We start from the raw sequence: 19,157 nt of genomic DNA, 5'->3' as shown, positions 1-19,157 counted from the left end.
AAGCCGGCCGCAGAATTAGTCAGTCAGTGGGATGACTAATTGCCCCGGCTTAACTTCTAAACCTTTCGCCAGTTTTTTCGCCATCGCTTCTGCTTTACTCTTTTCACCGTCTAACACATAGGCCGGCTGTTGATCAAAATATGATTTCAACGACTGATTTAAATAAGGTGCCAGCATTTTCATCACTGAATCCATCTTTTCTGGTTTGACCTGGTAATCAGTCAATTCCATATTTTTCAGGAAAATAGCGCCTTTTTCACGGTCAAATGTTGGCTGCGCTTTTAACGTCAGCGTCATATCGGCCGTTTGTGGACCAAGGATTGAGGTGATATCGACTTTAGCATTACCGGTCAAGGTCACTTTACCGGGTTCAGCTCGGCCAATCTGGCTCTGCAATTGAGTCAGGGTAATATGGGCATCCACCAGACCCGGAATGCCAATTTGCTTTTCATAGTTATTATGCTTTTGCAGATAGTCATTAACTTCCTGTTCGCTCAGGGTGTACTGAGTCAGTTGGTTGCAGCCAACCAGTGTTGCCGTCACAATCAGCGCCGCTGCGCCCCACATTAATTTATTCATTAAAGCCTCGTAGCAATATGCACTCATCACATCAAACAAAACGAATTTGCTCAATAGTAACGGGTTAATCAGTTGTTTTGTATTATTAACCGTGTTTGTTCAATAGCGGTTTGGGATGGTGGACGATAATGCGGCAGTATCAGGCCATTGCCAATCAGATAACCCTGAATCAGAGGATCTTGAAAAAAGAGGCTAGGGCCGGAGATAAAGCTGCTCCGGCAAATAACTGATTAGCTTCCGCTGAGCATCGCCGATTCGATACGACGCTGATTGAATTGCCAGTACAGCCCGGCTAGTGTGATTAATCCAATTACACCCAACAAGAACCAAGGTAACTCCGGCATTTCAAGGGTGCGACCGGTATCATACATCCAACCACCACCGGTATAGCCAATAGCGCCACCCAAAGCCAGACCAAGACGACTAAAGCCCATATAGCTGCCACGAGCACGGGAGTCTGCCAGTGAAGCGCTCAGGGTTTCGCGTGCCGGTTCGGCGATAATGGAGCCCATGTAGAAGAAGCAAATAAACATAAACAGGGTTTGCAGATGGCTAATCAGACCAACCGGGAACAAGCTTAACGTCATGATCAACAACCCAAACATCAAACGCTGTTCAAGGCGAAAACGTTTTTCACTCCAACGAGCAATCGGATAGAGCAGTGTGAGTGAAAGTGCGGCCTCGATGGCATACATCCATTTCACTGCGGCAGGTGAACCGGCAATCTCATTGACCATGATAGGTAACATCAACATCACCTGAACTGATAGCATGTAATAGCCGGTCAGTGTTAGCACATAGGTCACAAAGCGCCGATCACGCAATACTCGCAACAAGCCCTCTTTCATTGGTGCACGTACGGTGGAGATGCGATAGGCGGGCAGTAACCACATATTCCAGCCTGCTGCCAATATAAAGATAGCCGCGCCCGTCCAGCAGACAAAATGGAAATCATATTGCAGCAGCCAACTGCCGATCAATGCGCCAATCACTGCACCGGCGCTATCTTGCATCATCAGTATGGAATAGAAGCGGCCACGTTCATGTGGGCGAGTGAGTTTAATCACTAACGCCGTACGCGGGGGATCGAATAAGGTGCCACCTAAGCCGGATAGCGCGCAAGCCAACCACAGAATCCAAGGTTCATTCGCCATGGCCATGAGAGCAAAACCTGCCGCGCGCATTAGCATGCCGGTGACTATCATGGGTTTAGCGCCAAAGCGGTCAGCAATAGCACCACCAAAAATACCCAACCCTTGCTGGACCAATTGCCTTAATCCCAACGCCAACCCGACGAGAACCGCAGCCCAGCCCAATTGATCGACGAATCGGATAGATATGAGTGGGAAGACAACGAAGAAACCCAACACAACTAATAAGTTATCGAGCAATAAAAAGTACTTACCCAAGCTGCGGGCTTGTGATACCAAGGCCATGCTTCACCGTCAGACATTAAAAAAGGAGGGAGTGGAAATTACGCTTATAGTTTGTACCCAAATTGTCGGAAACGATAGAGGCTAGATTGATAATATTTTTTTATCGTCAATACGTTACCTCACCCGCAATTTCATAATAAAATGCCATTTAAGTCCTTTTATCGGGGCATTTTGTTGTAATGATGTGTGGGAAGAGCGCAAGCGTGGTTTTACGCGGCAACGACGCAACAGGTATATTGAAGGATAAATTTGTCGCGAAATTAAGTACGGCGCATATCTCAAGGGGAGCAGATGTTCGGCTATCATTCAGCAACACCTAAAATACGCTTGGCGACTGACCGTATGACACTGCGGCTGGTTAACGAACGTGATGCTTACCGTATGGCAGAGTATTATGCGGAGAATCAGGCTTTTCTAAAACCGTGGGAGCCGGTGCGCGATCAAAGCCACTGTATGCCTTCTGGTTGGCAGGCACGGCTAGGAATGATTATGGAGCTGCAAAAACAGGGCAGCGCCTACTATTTTATTTTGTTAGACCCAGAAGAAAAAGAAGTGCGTGGCGTGGCAAATTTTAGCAATGTACTGCGAGGCTCATTCCATGCATGCTTCCTGGGCTATTCATTAGGTGAACGCTGGCAAGGCCAGGGCTTAATGTTTGAAGCACTGCAGCCGCTGATTCGTTATATGCAACGCCAAGAGCGGATGCACCGTATTATGGCTAACTATATGCCGCATAATCATCGCAGTGGTAATTTACTTGAGCGCCTTGGTTTTGAGCGCGAAGGTTACGCGAAAGATTATTTATTGATCGATGGTCAATGGCGTGATCATGTATTGACGGCTTTGACTAACAAAGAATGGACGCCAACTCGCTGAGGTCAGGATGAAACACAGTTTAAATGCACTGGAAGCCAGAGTTATAGGCTGTTTATTGGAAAAACAAGTGACGACGCCGGAGCAATATCCAATGTCGCTTAACGGCGTAACGATTGCCTGTAATCAGAAAACTAACCGTGAGCCGGTGATGGAGTTGTCTGAATCAGAAGTGCAACAGACGCTGGATTTCCTACTGAAAAAGCATCTTATCCGCACCCAAAGTGGTAATCGGGTAATGAAGTACGAACATCGTTTTTGTAACTCTGAGTTTGGTAACCTTAAATTCTCACCGGCTGAATTGGCGGTGATCACCACATTATTACTGCGTGGCGCACAGACGCCAGGTGAATTACGTACCCGAACCAATCGGATGTATGAGTTTGCTGATGTGGCTGAAACTGAAGAGGTTCTCACTCAGTTGTCATTACGCGAAGATGGGCCATTTGTGGTGCGTTTGGCTCGTGAGCCGGGTAAGCGTGAAAGCCGCTTTATGCATCTATTCAGTGGTGATATTGCGCCAACGTTGCCAGTTGACGAGAGTGCTGAGGGGGGCACCACCGCTCTTGAGGCTCGCGTGGCTCAGCTTGAGCAGCAGGTGATTGTACTAACACGACGTTTGGATGAAGTGCTATTGCAACTGGATGATTAATAAGGATGCTATGAAAAAGCCTTCTATTGGCAAAAAACTGCGTGTTGGCATGGTTGGCCTTGGCGGAATTGCGCAAAAGGCCTATTTGCCCATCTTGACTCAAGAGATGGGCTGGCAGTTAGTGGGAGCCTTCTCCCCGAATCAGGTCAAAGCACAACCGGTGTGTGACAGTTATCGGATGCGTTATTTTTCACGACTGGACACTTTGGCCGCAGATTGTGATGCTATTTTTGTCCACAGTAGCACCGCCAGCCATTTTCAGGTGGTGAGTGAGTTATTGCGGGCGGGTATTCATGTTTATGTCGATAAACCGCTGGCCGATACTCTCGAACAATCTGAGCAACTGATCACGCTGGCTGAGCAGCAACGCTTGGCTCTTATGGTCGGGTTTAATCGCCGTTTTGCACCTTTATATCAGCAGATTAAACAAAACATGAACCAACCGGCCTCCCTGCGTATGGAGAAACATCGTCACAATGGTATTGGGCCACATGATGTACGGTTTACGCTGCTTGATGACTATCTGCATGTGGTCGATACTGCACTATGGTTGGGTGGCGAGGCGGCAATATTATTGAGTGGAGCAGTGCAAGCCAATGAGCAGGGGCAAATGCTCTATGCCGAGCACCACTTTCAGGCGGGTAATTGCTTCATAACGACCAGTATGCACCGACATGCAGGTACCCAGCGAGAAAGTGTGCAGTCAGTCAGCCCCGGAACCTGTTATCAGATTATCGATATGCGCCAGTGGCAGCAGGAGTCTGAGGGACAAGTGACCAGCCTGCCAGCTCCGGGGTGGCAAACAACTCTGGAACAGCGAGGGTTTAGTGGCGCAGTGCAGCACTTTATTGCCGCCGTCAGTAACCAAACCGCGCCACTAGTCTCTGGTGAGCAGGCTATTTATGCGCAACGGATGATTGAGCGTATTTTGCAACCATAGCTATATAAGCGTAAATAATAATGGGCCATTAATTTGTTACATCTATCAGTGGCTATTCAGTATTGATTACGTAGACTAGCGCCAGTTTTGTCATTCAAGTCTATTAGAAAAATCTATGAACCTATTGAAATCACTGGCTGCTGTCAGTTCTATGACCATGTTTTCCCGCGTATTAGGCTTTGCTCGTGATGCGATTGTGGCTCGGGTTTTTGGTGCGGGTATGGCAACGGATGCCTTTTTTGTGGCATTTAAATTGCCTAATTTGCTGCGCCGTATCTTTGCTGAAGGCGCATTTTCACAGGCTTTCGTGCCTATTTTGGCTGAATATAAAAGCCAGCAGGGTGAGGAAGCCACTCGGACATTTGTGGCCTACGTTTCTGGTCTGTTGACCTTAATTCTGGCGGTCGTCACGCTGTTAGGGATGCTGGCAGCCCCTTGGGTTATTTTTATTACTGCCCCAGGTTTTACTGATACACCGGATAAGTTTGCGTTAACTTCTGCGCTTTTGCGGGTCACTTTTCCTTATATCTTGCTGATTTCCCTGGCATCATTAGTTGGGGCAATTCTTAATACCTGGAACCGTTTTTCCATCCCGGCTTTTGCGCCCACCTTCCTCAATATCAGCATGATAGGTTTTGCGCTATTTGCCGCCCCTTATTTTAATCCGCCAGTGATGGCACTGGCCTGGGCTGTGGTGGTCGGTGGTGTATTGCAATTGGGTTATCAACTGCCCCATCTGAAAAAAATAGGGATGTTGGTATTGCCGCGTTTGTCATTGCGTGACGCGGGTGTTTGGCGAGTGATGCGCCAAATGGGGCCGGCGATACTCGGGGTGTCAGTTAGCCAAATCTCACTGATTATCAATACTATTTTTGCATCATTCTTGGTCTCAGGTTCAGTGTCATGGATGTATTATGCTGACCGATTAATGGAGTTCCCATCCGGTGTTTTGGGGGTGGCTTTGGGGACAATTCTGTTGCCCTCGTTGGCCAAAAGTTTCTCCAGCGGTAACCATGATGAATACTCCAAACTGATGGATTGGGGCCTGCGTCTGTGCTTCTTGTTGGCGCTACCCAGTGCGGTCGCCTTGGGCATTTTAGCGAAGCCGTTGGTGGTTTCGTTATTCCAGTATGGGAAGTTCAGCGCTTTTGATGCGATGATGACACAACGTGCGCTGGTGGCCTATTCCGTCGGTTTAATGGGGCTAATTGTGGTGAAAGTGCTGGCTCCGGGGTTCTACTCGCGCCAGAACATTAAAACGCCAGTCAAGATTGCCATTATCACGCTGATATTAACTCAGGTGATGAACCTGATTTTCATCGGGCCACTTAAACATGCGGGTTTATCACTGTCGATTGGCCTAGGGGCTTGTCTGAATGCTAGCTTGCTATATTGGCAATTGCGTAAGCAGGATATCTTCCAGCCGCAACCAGGCTGGGCGGTGTTCCTAACGAAATTGGTTATTGGTGTTGTGGTGATGTCTGCAGTGTTGCTTGCATTGTTATGGGTGATGCCTGCTTGGGATATTGGCGGTATGGCATATCGTTTGTTGCGACTGGCTGCCATCGTGGTGGCGGGGGTCATTGCCTACTTCGGGGCACTGGCTTTACTTGGCTTTAAACTGCGTGATTTTGCGCGCAGAACCAACTGAATCTTTCAGCGATAAAAAAAGGCCCCTAGGGGCCTTTTTTGTTGTGCGTCACAATGAAAACTACATGCGCTCAACAGTCTGAATGCCTAAGGTATCCAGCCCCTGTTTCAAGGTTTTTGCTGTCAGCATAGCTAGCTTCAGGCGGCTCTGACGACTCTCTTCGCTTTCTGCATTCAGGATCTGGCAATGTTCATAGAAGCTGGAGAACAGACCGGCCAGGTCATACAGATAAGAACACATCACGTGCGGTGTGCCTTCGCGGGCAACGGTCGTGATGACTTCTTCAAACTGGAGCAGCCGGGTTGCCAGTGCGGCTTCACGATCTTCTGTAATGACCAATGGCAGTGTCAGGCTGTTTTCATCGATACCAGCGCGCTTAAATATCGAGACTACACGGGTATAAGCATATTGCATGTAAGGTGCCGTATTACCATCCAGCGCCAGCATGTTATCCCAGTCGAAGATATAGTCAGTGGTACGGCTTTTTGACAGGTCGGCATACTTAACCGCACCGATACCGACGGCTTCAACAACCTGCTTCAGTTCATCCGCAGGCATGTCCGGGTTTTTCTCTGCAATCAGTTTACCCGCACGCTCAATGGCTTCATCCAGCAAATCAGAGAGTTTGACGGTACCACCGGAGCGGGTTTTGAATGGCTTGCCATCTTTACCTAACATCATACCAAACATGTGGTGCTCAAGTGGCACGGACTCAGGGACATAGCCTGCTTTTCGCACGATAGTCCAGGCCTGCATCAGATGCTGGTGCTGACGGGTATCGATGTAGTAGAGCACACGGTCTGCACCGAGTGTCTCATAACGATATTTGGCACAAGCAATGTCAGTGGTGGTGTAGAGGTAGCCGCCATCTTTTTTCTGGATGATGACGCCCATTGGTTCACCATCTTTGTTCTTATACTCATCCAGATATACGACGGTTGCTCCGTCGCTTTCCACCGCTAGACCTTTGGCTTTCAAGTCGGCAACAATGCCCGGCAGCATAGCGTTATACAAACTTTCACCCATTACATCATCTTTGGTCAAGGTGACATTCAGGCGGTCATAAGCAATCTGGTTTTGCGCCATGGTGATATCCACCAATTTACGCCACATTTGACGGCAATATTCGTCGCCGCCTTGCAGTTTTACCACATAGGCACGGGCGCGCTGGGCAAACTCTTCATCTTCATCATAGGTTTTCTTGGCCTGTTGATAGAAAAGCTCCAGATCGGATAAGCCCATGTCGCTGGCATTTTCGTTCTGCATTTTTTCCAGATAGGCAATCAGCATACCAAACTGGGTACCCCAGTCACCAACGTGGTTAGCACGAATGACGTTGTGGCCCAAGAACTCTAAAGTTCGTACCGCCGCATCACCGATGATCGTTGAGCGCAGGTGGCCCACATGCATCTGTTTTGCCACGTTAGGCGCCGAATAGTCCACCACGATAGTTTGCGGTTCGACCGGTGCAACGCCCAGTTTTGGTGCCGTCAGCGCGTGTTCTACCTTACTGGCAACCCATTGGCGATCAAGAAAGATATTGATAAAACCGGGACCGGCAATTTCAACTTTGCTGGCAATGCCATCAAGATCGAGCAGTTCAATGACTTTTTCTGCCAGTTGTCGGGGTTGCATACCCAGTTTTTTGGCAACGGCCATAACACCGTTAGCTTGATAATCGCCAAATTGTGCTTTAGCAGATTGGCGAACTTGAGCTTCGCTGCCTGCTGGAGCACCTGCTGCAATCAGCGCCTGGCTGACTTTATCTGAGAGAAGAGCCTGAATATTCACCGGGTTACCTTAATTACGCACAAAAGACACACAAGAGCATCTGTGTGCCAGTTAATTCAAACGGAGCCAAAACATGACACCACAAAAGAATGACCGGTGGCGTGATGGTCTGACAGAACGTTAGTCACAAGATGGCAAGATTTATACCATATTTGCCCCCCGACGTCAGCATCAGGCCTACGGTTGCGGCTAATCTATTTGAGGTGGTTATTTCGACAAAAACGCAGCAGACAATTTTATTAGCAATGAATAATGTAAAGTCATAAAACAATCAGATTAAATATGGCTGATTAACGTTAATAACGGTAGATTATGGCCGCTTCGATGCGGGAAATAACAGTTTAAAAGGAAAATAAGATGAGCGGCCTGAGAAGTATTGTCGAATTACAGGACTTATTAACTGACTTACCGTGTTTTGAACAAAAGTTGGTTATTTTCGCAGCGAAATTAACGCTGGATTTGACGCAATTCAGTGCTGATCATATTTCATTGCGCTGCCATCAGACGGAAACCGCGCAACGATGGCGCAGTGGATTAGAGCAGTGTGGTCATTTGATGTCCGAGTCGCAAATTAATGGGCGACCGATTTGCCTGTTCAAATTGGCGCAACCACTCGCCGTCGGGCCATGGCAAATAGATTGTGTTGAATTGCCATATCCGGGGAAGACTCACTATCCTCATGAAGGGTGGGAGCACATTGAGCTGGTATTGCCTGGTGACCCGCAGACGCTACACCAACGTGCGCTGGCCTTATTACCCGCCACATTGCCAGAAGGGATTTCTTCCAAGTTTAGTTCACCACAAGGGGAGCATGAGCGCTTGGCTAACCCGACACTGGCGGTGAGTGATGGCGAGATAACCATTAAGTTTCACCCTTACACTTTGTGGCAAATAGTGGATAGCGAACGCAATGACTAACGTATATGGGTTATTTATTTCAATACCGACTATCACTTATGGTTATCACTGTGACTGACATCTACTCATGGATTCAAAATGAGTGCCATAGTAAATGCTTCAGCACCTTTGCTTACATTCTGTTTTAGCGTGAACGATATATTCAGTATTTTATTTATTCAACAGTGTAATTGTTGAATGTCTATTTATATGTTCAGAAATAATATGGATATATGCCTGTCGCAGTGGCATCCATCAAACGGGGGAGAGAATGACTACATTGGAAATTTGTTGCTATAGCGTAGATTGTGCGCAAATAGCAGAAAAGGCAGGAGCCGACCGGATTGAATTATGCTGCGGCCAGTCTGAAGGGGGCTTGACGCCGAGTATCGGTGCTCTAATGCAAGCCAGAGAGACGGTCACTATCCCTGTCCACCCGATCGTCCGTCCTCGTGGTGGCGATTTTTGTTATAGCAATAATGATTTTGCCATCATTAAGAATGATATAGCCCGAATTCGCGATATGGGTTTCGCAGGGGTTGTGGTGGGATTGCTGGATATAGATGGTCACATTGATATGCCTCGGATGCGGGAAATTATGTCAATCAGCGGGCCATTGGCGGTCACGTTCCATCGCGCATTTGATATGTGCCAAAACCCAATGGTGGCGTTACAGCAATTAGCCGATCTTAACGTGGCGCGGATTTTAACCTCCGGCCAGCAGCAGAATGCGGAGCTGGGGTTGGCATTATTGAAAGATTTAGTGGCTGCAACCAAAGATCAAGGGCCCGTTATTATGGCTGGGGCGGGGGTGCGCCTGACCAATATGCAGAAATTTATTGATGCCGGTATCCGCGAGCTCCACAGTTCAGCCGGGCGCCTTGTCCCCTCAAGCATGAAATACCGTAAAGCAGGTGTCACCATGTGCGCAGACAGTGATGTTGATGAGTTCGCTCATTATTGTGTCGATGGTGAAGTGGTTGAAGCGATGAAGAGTTTGTTGGTGATGGGCGCGCCTTTACCGCAGTCAGCTTAGACCCTGCGGCCTTGGTGCTACAGCGTTGTTAGCGGCATTCGCTCACCCGCATCACTGACTGATGTCAGCTTATTAAAAACCCGGCACTTAGGCCGGGTTTTTTTATGGTTTCCGCGCGATTAATACGGCTCTGAGTGGGGCTGGGTAGCCCTCCACTGTTTTGCTCGGGTCATTTGGATCCAGGAACTCTGCCAATGACTCACTGGTCATCCAGTCGGTGCGGCGCTGTTCATCAGTGCTGGTCACGGCCATATCCGCGATTCTCACATCGACAAAACCGCATTTCTCAAGCCAGGCCTTTAACGCCGGTGCTGACGGGATAAAGTACACATTGCGCATCTGTGCATAACGGTCACCTGGCACCAGTACCTGCTGGCTATCACCTTCAACCACTAAGGTCTCGAGCACCAGTTCCCCCTCGCTGACTAACTGATTTTTCAGTTGGTAGAGGTGATCCAATGGCGAACGGCGGTGATAGAGCACGCCCATTGAAAATACAGTATCGAAGGCTGCCAGCTCAGGCAGTTGCTCAATACCCAGCGGCAGTACGTGAGCGCGCTGGTCACCACCTAACAACTTGCGAATGGCTTCAAACTGGCATAAAAACAGCTGCATTGGATCAATACCGACCGCCAGATGAGCACCTTCACCGACCATCCGCCATAAGTGATAACCGCTGCCACAACCGACATCCAGAATCGTGCGCCCAGCCAGTGGGCTGATGTGTGGCAATACTCGCTGCCATTTCCAGTCGGAGCGCCATTCAGTATCAATTTCCAACCCATACAATGAGAATGGGCCTTTGCGCCATGGCATTAGGGCGCGCAACATATTTTCCATCCCTTCACGCTGACCGGCAGAAATGGGTGGGAACATTTCTGCCCGCACGCCTTCGCGCAAATCTAATGACGTGGGGGTGAGTGCCGGTAAATGTTCGACGGCGTTAAACCAGGTTTTAAACTTACCGTGCAATGATTCGCGCTGCCAGGCACTGAGCTGAGCGGGCAGGGTATCTAGCCATGGGCTTAATGGGCCTTTGGCTATCAGCCGGTAAAAATCGCCAAATTCAATCATTGAGCCTCTCCTGATTTCAGGGCAATCAGTGAACCAAAATTAAAGCATTGGAACCACACTTCAGCATGTTCAAAACCGGCCTGACGCAGACGCTCTTTATGGGTTTCAACGGAATCGGTCAACATCACATTCTCTAGCATGCTGCGTTTTTGGCTAATCTCAAGCTCGCTATAACCGTTAGCACGCTTAAAATCGAGGTGCATGTTGAATAACAGCTCACCAATATCGTTATCTTCAAAATTAAACTTTTCAGACAGTACTAAGGCTCCACCGGGGCGCAACCCTTGATAGACCTGATTAAGTAACCGCTGGCGGTCTGCTGGTTCAAGGAATTGCAGTGTGAAGTTAAGCACCACCATGGAGGCGTTTTCCAACTTGATGTCGAGAATGTCTGACTCCAGCACCTCCACCGGTGTGGCTGCCCGAAAAGCATCAATATGACGACGGCAGCGTTCAACCATCGCTGGTGAATTATCCACGGCAATAATTTTACAGCCTGCTGCTTTGATATTACGGCGCATTGACAGTGTGGCAGCACCCAGCGAGCAGCCCAGATCATAAATTTGACTATTGGGTTGCACAAAACGCTCTGCCAACATACCTATCATCGAAATGATATTGGAATAACCAGGCACCGATCGCTGAATCATATCAGGGAATACTTCAGCGACTTTTTCGTCGAAGGTCCAGTCACCTAATTTGGCGATAGGGGCAGCAAACAGGCTATCACGCTGTGGCTCTGTTGCCCCAGACTGATGGCGCGGTGCATCGTTTTGAGATTGAGTGTCGCGATTTGGCATGACTGTCATTGGCATTAACAAGAAATTAAAGGCGCATATTATAACAGAAAACTGAGCAGATAAGCGCGATAAAGCGAGCGTAGGGTATCAGATAGGTAAAGACGGACATGAAGGCGGTGATACACCGCCTAGAGTAACAAGGTTCCGGTGGTGTGGCTTTGGAACCGACAAGATAATCATAGTGATTAGGTCAGACTGAAAATCTGATCCCAAGGTAAATAATAAATATTAGCGATAATCATCAATACTAAAGAAACATAGGTAGCGCTCATCCCGGAGCGACGCCAGCGAATTTCGCGATGACGTAAACCATAATAATGCAGTAAACGACCGACTATCAGCATTAAGCCACAAATATGGACCATCCATATCTCACCGCCATTCATTTCCATCATAATGAGTAAAATGACAGCAATAGGAATATATTCTACGGCGTTACCATGTACACGGATGGCGGTTTGTAATTCATAAAAACCGCCATCGCCATAAGCGACGCGATACTGATTTCTCAATTTAACAACATCAAATGAAAGCTTGATCAATAACAGTGCGCCCAACACGACATAAAGCGAGCTAACCATTTTTAACTCCATTGCCCAACCATCAACTGGCTGAATAATGATAACCGCCTACCGGGTAACTGTCGCTAGAAAAAGTGGATGGAAGCACAATTCTTAATACACATTTTCATGTTGGGAAAGATAAGCTTGCGCATACATTATGGCGTTACTCGGCAATAGTCATCGCTTTGGGCGAAAAAAGCGCCAATATCCTTAAAATAGTAAGTCTTGTTCTGGCCAGTCAGGTGCTGGCGGTAAGGTTGTTATTATTGTGGCTAATTGTTGCCAAATCTTTTGTGCCTGCTGCGGCGAGTCGCTGTTATCTGGTGTGTGAATGAAGACATAAGGTTGATATTGCTGTTCCCACTGCGGCAGTTTTTGTAACCAAGGTGCGAATAGGGCTAAATTTTCATCCAGTTGATCGCCACCAATAAAACGCACCAAAGGCTGGCCGCCGGTGACGATAGCATGTACTGGCAGGCGCGGTTTCTTACTTTGCGCATCACGCACTGCGGCGGTGAGTGGTTTGGCTGCATGAATAGGGCGGCTGTCCAACATCACGCGATTGACGGCTCGTTGATGTAAACCCTGATTGAGAGCCAGTTCCGCAGAACCTTTAGCGAAAAACTCCGGGTGGCGGACTTCTACGCCGTAATGAAAACCTGCGGGTAATTTATCGATAAATTGCCATAAAAGCTTTAGCTCATTGGGCCCAAAAGCGGCGGGGAGTTGTATCCATAATTGACCAATACGCTCATGTAGCGGTGCTAAGCATTGATAGAAAGCCTGTAGCTCTTTATCGCAGTCGCGCAGGGCGGCTTGGTGGCTAATAGTGGCGGGGAACTTAAAACAGAAGCGGAAGCTATCGGGCGTCATATCACGCCAACGTTGCACGATTTCTAAGCGGGGTAATGCATAGAAAGTGGTGTTTCCTTCGACGCAGTTAAAATAACGGCTGTAATCGGCCAAATCCTTGATACCCAATCGGTTCCAAGTTGGGTGTTGCCATTGCGGCAGTCCTATATACATGTTTACCCTTCTTATTTACTGCCACGGCGTTGTTATTTGCATTCATTCAGCCGAATCACTGACCGATGTCAGTTCATCGGGGCTTATTTATTTACCGCCTGGCCGCACCACCCATTAGTTTGGATATGACTTTCGTACCCAACAGCCTAATCACAGTGAGCATTAATTTGCATTAGCGATATTTTCTCGACAGAATTTATCGTTACTCGGCTAGGGCTGCAAGAATTTCGCCACTGCTGCGCACACGGGATATCCGTGGGAAGATATTGTTAACCGCAAACTGCTGCATTTCGGTACTTGCGGTGCTGCAACCATCCTCGGCAATGACTAATTCATAGCCCAATTCCCAGGCTGTTCGGGCGGTGGACTCAACACCAATATTGGTAGCAATTCCGGCTAATACGATGGTTTTAATCCCCCGGCGGCGCAGCTGTAAGTCTAAATCTGTACCGTAGAATGCTCCCCACTGATGTTTTATGACGTTAATATCGCCATCGGTTACCGCCAATTCTTCAGGGAACGTCCACCATGATGCAGGTAAACCGCCCGCGGGAGTTGGGCTGGGTTGATCAACCGGTTGTTTGAGCGCATCAGCAAATGAGTTGGACCATCCCACACGCACGAAAACTACCGCTGCACCAGATTTGCGGAATTTATCAGCCAGACGAGCATTGGTGGCAATAACCTGCTCAGCACTATAAGGGGCTTTGGCAAAGGGTAAAATCCCCTGCTGCAAATCGATCAGTACCAGAGCGGTGGTTTTTGCATCAAGTTTCATAGGGTTGCGCCTCTATATCATGGGGGAGAGCCGGAATGGTAGGCTCAATCTGCTGACCAGTTTATGCCAACATATGTTATCGGGTAGTCCTTACGAGGGAACAAATTTGTTAAATGATGTGTTAAAACATCACCGAAAGGGATTTTGTCGTCTCTGAGCTGTGCGTTCGCTCTTATCTATGCCACGAAATTCCTTTATAATGGTTCCCTTTTTTCAATACTCTTTAATCTATAGATACCTATGCCAATCTATGACTTTTTTAGGGATAAGATAGGGCGTGTAGTGCTTGCAACCATCGATTAGAGAAACTACAAAAATTTTCCGACGCGCCATTGACTCAATGTCCTGCGTGTCATCAGCCCGCGTTATCGAAACTTATCTCTGCGGCCGGCTTTCAACTGAAAGGCACCGGTTGGTACGTGACAGATTTCAAGCCGGGCAGTAAGAACAAATCAGATAATAAGAGTAAACCAGACAGTAGTAGCTGAGGCTCAACTAAGGGCTCATCAGAAAACAGCCGCACGGACAGTAGATAACGCGTGCGGCATCGGCTGAGTAAAAGGATATTGTATGCGTACTGAATATTGCGGGCAGTTGAATCTGTCCCACGTGGGCCAAGAAGTGACTCTTTGTGGTTGGGTTAACCGTCGTCGTGACTTGGGTGGCCTGATTTTTATTGATATGCGCGATCGCGAAGGCATTGTTCAGGTATTCTTCGACCCGGACCATAAGGCCGCTTATGAACAAGCTTCTGAGCTGCGTAATGAGTTCTGTATTCAGATTACCGGTACTGTACGCGCGCGTCCTGATAGCCAAATCAATAAAGATATGTCTACCGGTGAAGTAGAAATCTTTGCCCACACGCTGAATATTATCAACCGTTCCGAGCCATTGCCGCTGGACTCTAATCAGACCAACAGTGAAGAGCAGCGTCTGAAATATCGCTATTTGGATCTGCGTCGCCCGGAAATGGCCGACCGCCTGAAAACTCGCGCTAAAATTACCAGCTTCGTCCGTCGCTTTATGGACAGCCATGGTTTCCTTGATATCGAAACCCCAATGTTGACCAAAGCAACCCCTGAAGGAGCCCGTGATTATCTGGTGCCAAGCCGGGTACATAAAGGCAAATTCTATGCTTTGCCACAATCGCCACAGCTGTTCAAACAGTTGCTGATGATGTCTGGTTTTGACCGCTATTATCAGATTGTAAAATGCTTCCGCGATGAAGATTTGCGTGCTGACCGTCAGCCTGAATTTACTCAGATCGATGTAGAAACCTCTTTCATGACCGCCGATCAAGTGCGTGAAGTGATGGAGAAACTGGTTCGTGAATTGTGGCAGGAAACCAAAGGTGTCTCACTGGGTGATTTCCCGGTGATGACGTTTGCCGAAGCGATGCGGCGCTATGGTTCCGATAAGCCAGACCTGCGCAACCCACTAGAGCTGGTGGATGTCGCTGACTTGGTTAAAGATGTTGAGTTTAAAGTCTTCTCCGGCCCAGCCAATGATGCCAAAGGCCGTGTTGCAGCACTGCGTGTTCCGGGTGGCGCTCAAGTGACTCGTAAGCAAATTGATGAATATACTCAGTTTGTTAGCATTTATGGTGCGAAAGGCTTGGCATGGCTGAAAGTGAATGACCGTGCTGCAGGTATTGAAGGTGTACAAAGCCCGGTGGCGAAATTCCTCAGTGCTGACGTGCTGGAAGCGATCCTGGTTCGTACTCAGGCAGAAAGTGGCGATATCCTGTTCTTTGGCGCAGATAGCGACAAAGTTGTCACTGACGCCATGGGCGCACTGCGCCTGAAAGTGGGCCGCGACCTGCAACTGACTCAGTTGGGGACATGGGCACCACTGTGGGTGGTTGACTTCCCAATGTTTGAAGATGACAGCGAAGGTGGCTTGACCGCTATGCACCACCCGTTCACGGCCCCTAAAGATATGAGCCCAGAACAATTGGCTGCGGCACCGACTACGGCTATCGCCAATGCTTACGATATGGTCATCAATGGCTATGAAGTGGGTGGCGGTTCTGTGCGTATCCACCGTACTGAAATGCAACAGCAAGTGTTTGGTATTCTGGGTATCAATGAACATGAACAACGTGAGAAGTTTGGCTTCTTGTTGGATGCATTGAAATACGGTACCCCACCACATGCAGGCTTAGCTTTTGGCCTGGACCGTCTGGTGATGCTGCTGACCGGCACCGATAACATTCGTGATGTTATTGCCTTCCCGAAAACCACGGCTGCGGCTTGTCTGATGACTGATGCGCCAAGTTTTGCTAATCCTGCTTCACTGCAAGAGCTGTCTATCAGCGTTGTGGCGAAGAAAGGGGCGACGGATAGCGTGGAAGAAGAGCAGTAATGAGTTATAAACGCCCCGAATCGATACTGGCGGTTATCTACGCCAGGTCGAGTGGTCGGGTGCTGATGTTGCAACGGCGTGATGACCCTGATTTCTGGCAGTCGGTGACCGGCAGTCTGGAAGAGGGAGAAACTCCGTTGCAAACTGCGCAGCGCGAAGTAAAGGAAGAGGTCGGCATTGATATACTGGGTGAAAATCTTGAGTTGATCGACTGCCAACGCTGCGTGGAATTTGAAATTTTTATGCATTTTCGCCATCGCTATGCACCGGGCGTTACGCGGAATAAAGAACATTGGTTCTGTCTGGCGTTACCTGAAGAGCGGGATGTGGCCATTACCGAGCATCTTGCTTATCAGTGGTTAGCTGCTGCGGATGCCGCACCAGCGACCAAGTCCTGGAGTAATCGTCAAGCGATTGAAGAGTTTGTTATTTCATTACCGTCTATCCCCAACGGTCATTGAGGTTATAGGTAGGCGACCACAGAACGAGTCCTGATTAGCGTACATGAGTCGGTAATTCGGGTGCGTGAGGGCAGCTAACACCACTGTGGCTTCAAGTCCGAAGGGGATAATTAGGCTATTTTGGAGATACTTATTTATGGCAGGTCATAGTAAATGGGCCAACACAAAGCACCGCAAAGCGGCACAGGATGCCAAACGCGGTAAAATTTTCACTAAAATCATTCGTGAATTGGTTACTGCCGCACGTCTGGGTGGTGGTGATCCGGGGGCAAACCCACGTTTACGTGCAGCTATCGATAAAGCGCTGTCGAATAATATGACACGCGACACCCTGAACCGCGCGATTGCCCGTGGTGTTGGTGGTGACGAAGATAACAACATGGAAACCATTATTTACGAAGGTTATGGCCCAGGCGGTACAGCCGTAATGGTCGAGTGCTTGAGTGATAACCGTAACCGTACTGTATCTGAAGTCCGGCATGCATTTACCAAAACTGGTGGTAACCTGGGGACTGATGGCTCGGTTTCTTATCTGTTCACCAAGAAAGGTGTTATTTCTTATGCACCGGGTTTGGCAGAAGATGCAGTGATGGATGCGGCGCTAGAAGCGGGTGCGGATGATATCGTGGTCTATGATGACGGCGCGATTGACGTGTTCACTGCCTGGGAATCGCTGGGTGCGGTGAAAGATGCACTGGATGCTACTGGTCTGGTCGCTGAGGGGGCTGAAGTCTCCTTAATTCCATCTACTAAAGCGGATCTGGATGCTGAAACGGCACCTAAACTGCTGCGTTTGATTGATATGCTAGAAGATTCGGATGATGTGCAAGAGGTTTACCATAACGGTGAAATCTCTGATGAAGTTGCCGCCACCCTGTAAACCGGCGCTAGCTCATCCTACTCTTTAAATGTATCTGGAATCCTCTCTGGCCACATTGGTGGCCAGAGCTTCTGATGTGAAAAGGTAAATAAGCTGGTATGGCGATCGTATTAGGCATCGATCCCGGTTCTCGTGTTACCGGTTATGGCGTGATCCGCCAGCAAGGTCGTCAGCTCACCTATCTGGGCAGCGGCTGTATCCGCACGGTTGTTGACGATATGCCTACTCGCCTGAAGTTAATTTATGCTGGCGTGACTGAAATTATCACCCAGTTTCAACCCGATTTTTTTGCCATCGAACAAGTGTTTATGGCGAAAAATCCGGATTCAGCCTTAAAGCTGGGGCAGGCGCGTGGCGCGGCGATTGTCGCTGCGGTAAATCTGAATTTGCCCGTTTCCGAATATGCCGCGCGTCAGGTTAAACAAACTGTCGTAGGGACTGGGGCGGCAGAGAAAAGTCAGGTTCAACACATGGTGCGCTCGCTGTTAAAACTCCCGGCGAACCCACAGGCTGATGCCGCTGATGCATTGGCAATTGCTATTACCCATTGCCATCTTAGCCAAAATACCCTGCGATTGGGTAATGAGCAGATGACGTTGGCGCGCGGTAGAATCCGCTAGCCGGTATTTTATGCGAGCAGGTTAACTGTTATTGTGGGCTGGATATCCATCCAGCCTTTTTTATGCTATAAACAGCCATTATGTTCATACCCTAATGTGGGTAATCGAGGAGAGAGTCAACGTGATAGGGCGCCTCAGAGGTATCATTTTGGAAAAACAGCCACCACTGGTGTTGCTGGAAACAAACGGTGTTGGCTATGAAGTCCAATTGCCGATGACGTGCTTTTATGAGCTGCCAGATTTGGGGCAGGAAGCCATTATCTTCACCCAGTTTGTGGTGCGCGAAGATGCTCAATTGCTGTACGGATTTAATGACAAGCAGGAGCGGGCTCTTTTTCGAGAATTGATCAAAGTTAATGGTGTCGGGCCAAAACTTGCGTTGGCCATTCTGTCTGGCATGTCGGCACAGCAGTTTGTAGCCGCAGTTGAACGAGAAGATATCACTACATTGGTGAAGTTACCGGGTGTGGGTAAGAAGACTGCTGAGCGGCTAGTGGTCGAAATGAAAGACCGCTTTAAAGGCCTCAATGGTGATTTGTTCAATAATACCGGTGATATTCAGTTACCGAGTGCTTCACAGACTCCCGATGCTGATATTGAAGCCGAAGCGGTTTCTGCGCTGGTGGCGTTAGGTTATAAACCACAAGAAGCTAGCCGTTTAGTCAGCAAAATTGCTAAACCGGGTGCAGATTGTGAAACCCTAATTCGTGATGCGCTGCGCGCTGCGTTATAGAAA

19 protein-coding genes and 1 pseudogene are annotated in these 19,157 nt (G+C 48.5%); 12 read left to right on the top strand and 8 right to left on the bottom strand.

The annotated features are described in order from the left end of the window. Positions 1–15: 15 nt before the first annotated feature. Together DJ58_RS18645 and mdtH are read right to left on the bottom strand one after the other, a co-directional pair. Positions 16–579 (bottom strand): lipoprotein, encoded by a 564-nt coding sequence (locus DJ58_RS18645; protein ID WP_004708562.1) that lies wholly within the window; start codon positions 577–579, stop codon positions 16–18. 230 nt (positions 580–809) lie between these two features. Continuing rightward, positions 810–2,015 (bottom strand): multidrug efflux MFS transporter MdtH, encoded by a 1,206-nt coding sequence (gene mdtH, locus DJ58_RS18650; RefSeq protein WP_004708557.1) that lies wholly within the window; start codon positions 2,013–2,015, stop codon positions 810–812. A gap of 291 nt (positions 2,016–2,306) precedes the next feature. On the opposite strand from mdtH, the gene rimJ reads away from it, so the two are divergent. The 4 genes from rimJ to murJ all read left to right on the top strand — a co-directional run bounded on the left by rimJ (position 2,307) and on the right by murJ (position 6,131). Continuing rightward, the gene (rimJ, locus tag DJ58_RS18655) at positions 2,307–2,891 is read left to right on the top strand and encodes a ribosomal protein S5-alanine N-acetyltransferase (RefSeq protein WP_004708555.1); all 585 of its coding nucleotides are present in this window, start codon (positions 2,307–2,309) and stop codon (positions 2,889–2,891) included. Positions 2,892–2,898: 7 nt separating this feature from the next. Beyond that, positions 2,899–3,540: a YceH family protein gene (locus DJ58_RS18660; protein WP_004708554.1), complete on the top strand. Its 642-nt coding sequence runs from the start codon at positions 2,899–2,901 to the stop codon at positions 3,538–3,540. Then, complete coding sequence (locus DJ58_RS18665; RefSeq protein WP_032910880.1) at positions 3,533–4,480, top strand: Gfo/Idh/MocA family protein; 948 nt, start codon at positions 3,533–3,535, stop codon at positions 4,478–4,480. The genes DJ58_RS18660 and DJ58_RS18665 overlap by 8 nt, the downstream gene beginning before the upstream one ends. 115 nt (positions 4,481–4,595) lie before the next feature. Next, positions 4,596–6,131, top strand: coding sequence for a murein biosynthesis integral membrane protein MurJ (murJ, locus tag DJ58_RS18670; RefSeq protein ID WP_004708550.1), 1,536 nt, complete (start codon positions 4,596–4,598; stop codon positions 6,129–6,131). Positions 6,132–6,191: 60 nt separating this feature from the next. Here murJ and argS read toward each other — a convergent pair whose 3' ends face one another. Next, positions 6,192–7,922 (bottom strand): arginine--tRNA ligase, encoded by a 1,731-nt coding sequence (gene argS / locus DJ58_RS18675; protein ID WP_004708548.1) that lies wholly within the window; start codon positions 7,920–7,922, stop codon positions 6,192–6,194. Positions 7,923–8,279: 357 nt separating this feature from the next. Between argS and DJ58_RS18680 the strand changes: the two genes are divergently transcribed. Together DJ58_RS18680 and cutC are read left to right on the top strand one after the other, a co-directional pair. After that, a complete protein-coding gene (locus DJ58_RS18680) occupies positions 8,280–8,840 on the top strand; it encodes a VOC family protein (protein ID WP_004708546.1) in 561 nt (186 codons plus the stop codon). Positions 8,841–9,090: 250 nt separating this feature from the next. Then, the gene (gene cutC / locus DJ58_RS18685; protein WP_032910878.1) at positions 9,091–9,855 is read left to right on the top strand and encodes a copper homeostasis protein CutC; all 765 of its coding nucleotides are present in this window, start codon (positions 9,091–9,093) and stop codon (positions 9,853–9,855) included. 102 nt (positions 9,856–9,957) lie between these two features. Here the strand turns inward: cutC and cmoB are convergent, their stop codons facing one another. The 5 genes from cmoB to DJ58_RS18710 form a co-directional block, all read right to left on the bottom strand. Further along, entirely contained in the window at positions 9,958–10,929 is a 972-nt protein-coding gene (gene cmoB / locus DJ58_RS18690) for a tRNA 5-methoxyuridine(34)/uridine 5-oxyacetic acid(34) synthase CmoB (protein ID WP_032910876.1), read from the bottom strand. Beyond that, a complete protein-coding gene (gene cmoA, locus DJ58_RS18695; RefSeq protein WP_032910875.1) occupies positions 10,926–11,729 on the bottom strand; it encodes a carboxy-S-adenosyl-L-methionine synthase CmoA in 804 nt (267 codons plus the stop codon). Before cmoA ends, cmoB begins: the two co-directional genes overlap by 4 nt. Positions 11,730–11,914: 185 nt before the next feature. After that, on the bottom strand, positions 11,915–12,310 hold the full coding sequence (locus DJ58_RS18700; protein WP_032910874.1) for an MAPEG family protein: 396 nt from the start codon (positions 12,308–12,310) through the stop codon (positions 11,915–11,917). A 192-nt stretch (positions 12,311–12,502) separates the two neighbouring features. Then, positions 12,503–13,318: a DUF72 domain-containing protein gene (locus DJ58_RS18705; protein ID WP_004708535.1), complete on the bottom strand. Its 816-nt coding sequence runs from the start codon at positions 13,316–13,318 to the stop codon at positions 12,503–12,505. Between the two features lie 202 nt (positions 13,319–13,520). Further along, positions 13,521–14,096, bottom strand: a complete 576-nt coding sequence (locus tag DJ58_RS18710; protein WP_004708534.1) for a hydrolase — start codon at positions 14,094–14,096, stop codon at positions 13,521–13,523. 287 nt (positions 14,097–14,383) lie between these two features. Between DJ58_RS18710 and DJ58_RS23805 the strand changes: the two are divergent. The 6 genes and pseudogenes from DJ58_RS23805 to ruvA all read left to right on the top strand — a co-directional run. Further along, a pseudogene (locus DJ58_RS23805) lies at positions 14,384–14,584 on the top strand (FmdB family zinc ribbon protein); the annotation flags it as partial. Between the two features lie 82 nt (positions 14,585–14,666). Beyond that, positions 14,667–16,460, top strand: coding sequence for an aspartate--tRNA ligase (gene aspS, locus DJ58_RS18715; RefSeq protein WP_004708530.1), 1,794 nt, complete (start codon positions 14,667–14,669; stop codon positions 16,458–16,460). Then, a complete protein-coding gene (gene nudB, locus DJ58_RS18720; RefSeq protein WP_032910872.1) occupies positions 16,460–16,921 on the top strand; it encodes a dihydroneopterin triphosphate diphosphatase in 462 nt (153 codons plus the stop codon). Before aspS ends, nudB begins: the two co-directional genes overlap by 1 nt. 136 nt (positions 16,922–17,057) lie before the next feature. Beyond that, complete coding sequence (locus DJ58_RS18725; RefSeq protein ID WP_004708527.1) at positions 17,058–17,801, top strand: YebC/PmpR family DNA-binding transcriptional regulator; 744 nt, start codon at positions 17,058–17,060, stop codon at positions 17,799–17,801. Positions 17,802–17,899: 98 nt separating this feature from the next. Then, complete coding sequence (gene ruvC, locus DJ58_RS18730; RefSeq protein ID WP_004708525.1) at positions 17,900–18,421, top strand: crossover junction endodeoxyribonuclease RuvC; 522 nt, start codon at positions 17,900–17,902, stop codon at positions 18,419–18,421. A gap of 121 nt (positions 18,422–18,542) precedes the next feature. Beyond that, complete coding sequence (gene ruvA, locus DJ58_RS18735; RefSeq protein ID WP_032910871.1) at positions 18,543–19,154, top strand: Holliday junction branch migration protein RuvA; 612 nt, start codon at positions 18,543–18,545, stop codon at positions 19,152–19,154. The last annotated feature ends 3 nt before the right edge of the window (positions 19,155–19,157 follow it).

The sequence above is a fragment of the Yersinia frederiksenii ATCC 33641 genome (assembly GCF_000754805.1).
Lineage (GTDB): Bacteria > Pseudomonadota > Gammaproteobacteria > Enterobacterales > Enterobacteriaceae > Yersinia > Yersinia frederiksenii.
This window is presented reverse-complemented; position numbering and strand designations above follow the sequence as displayed.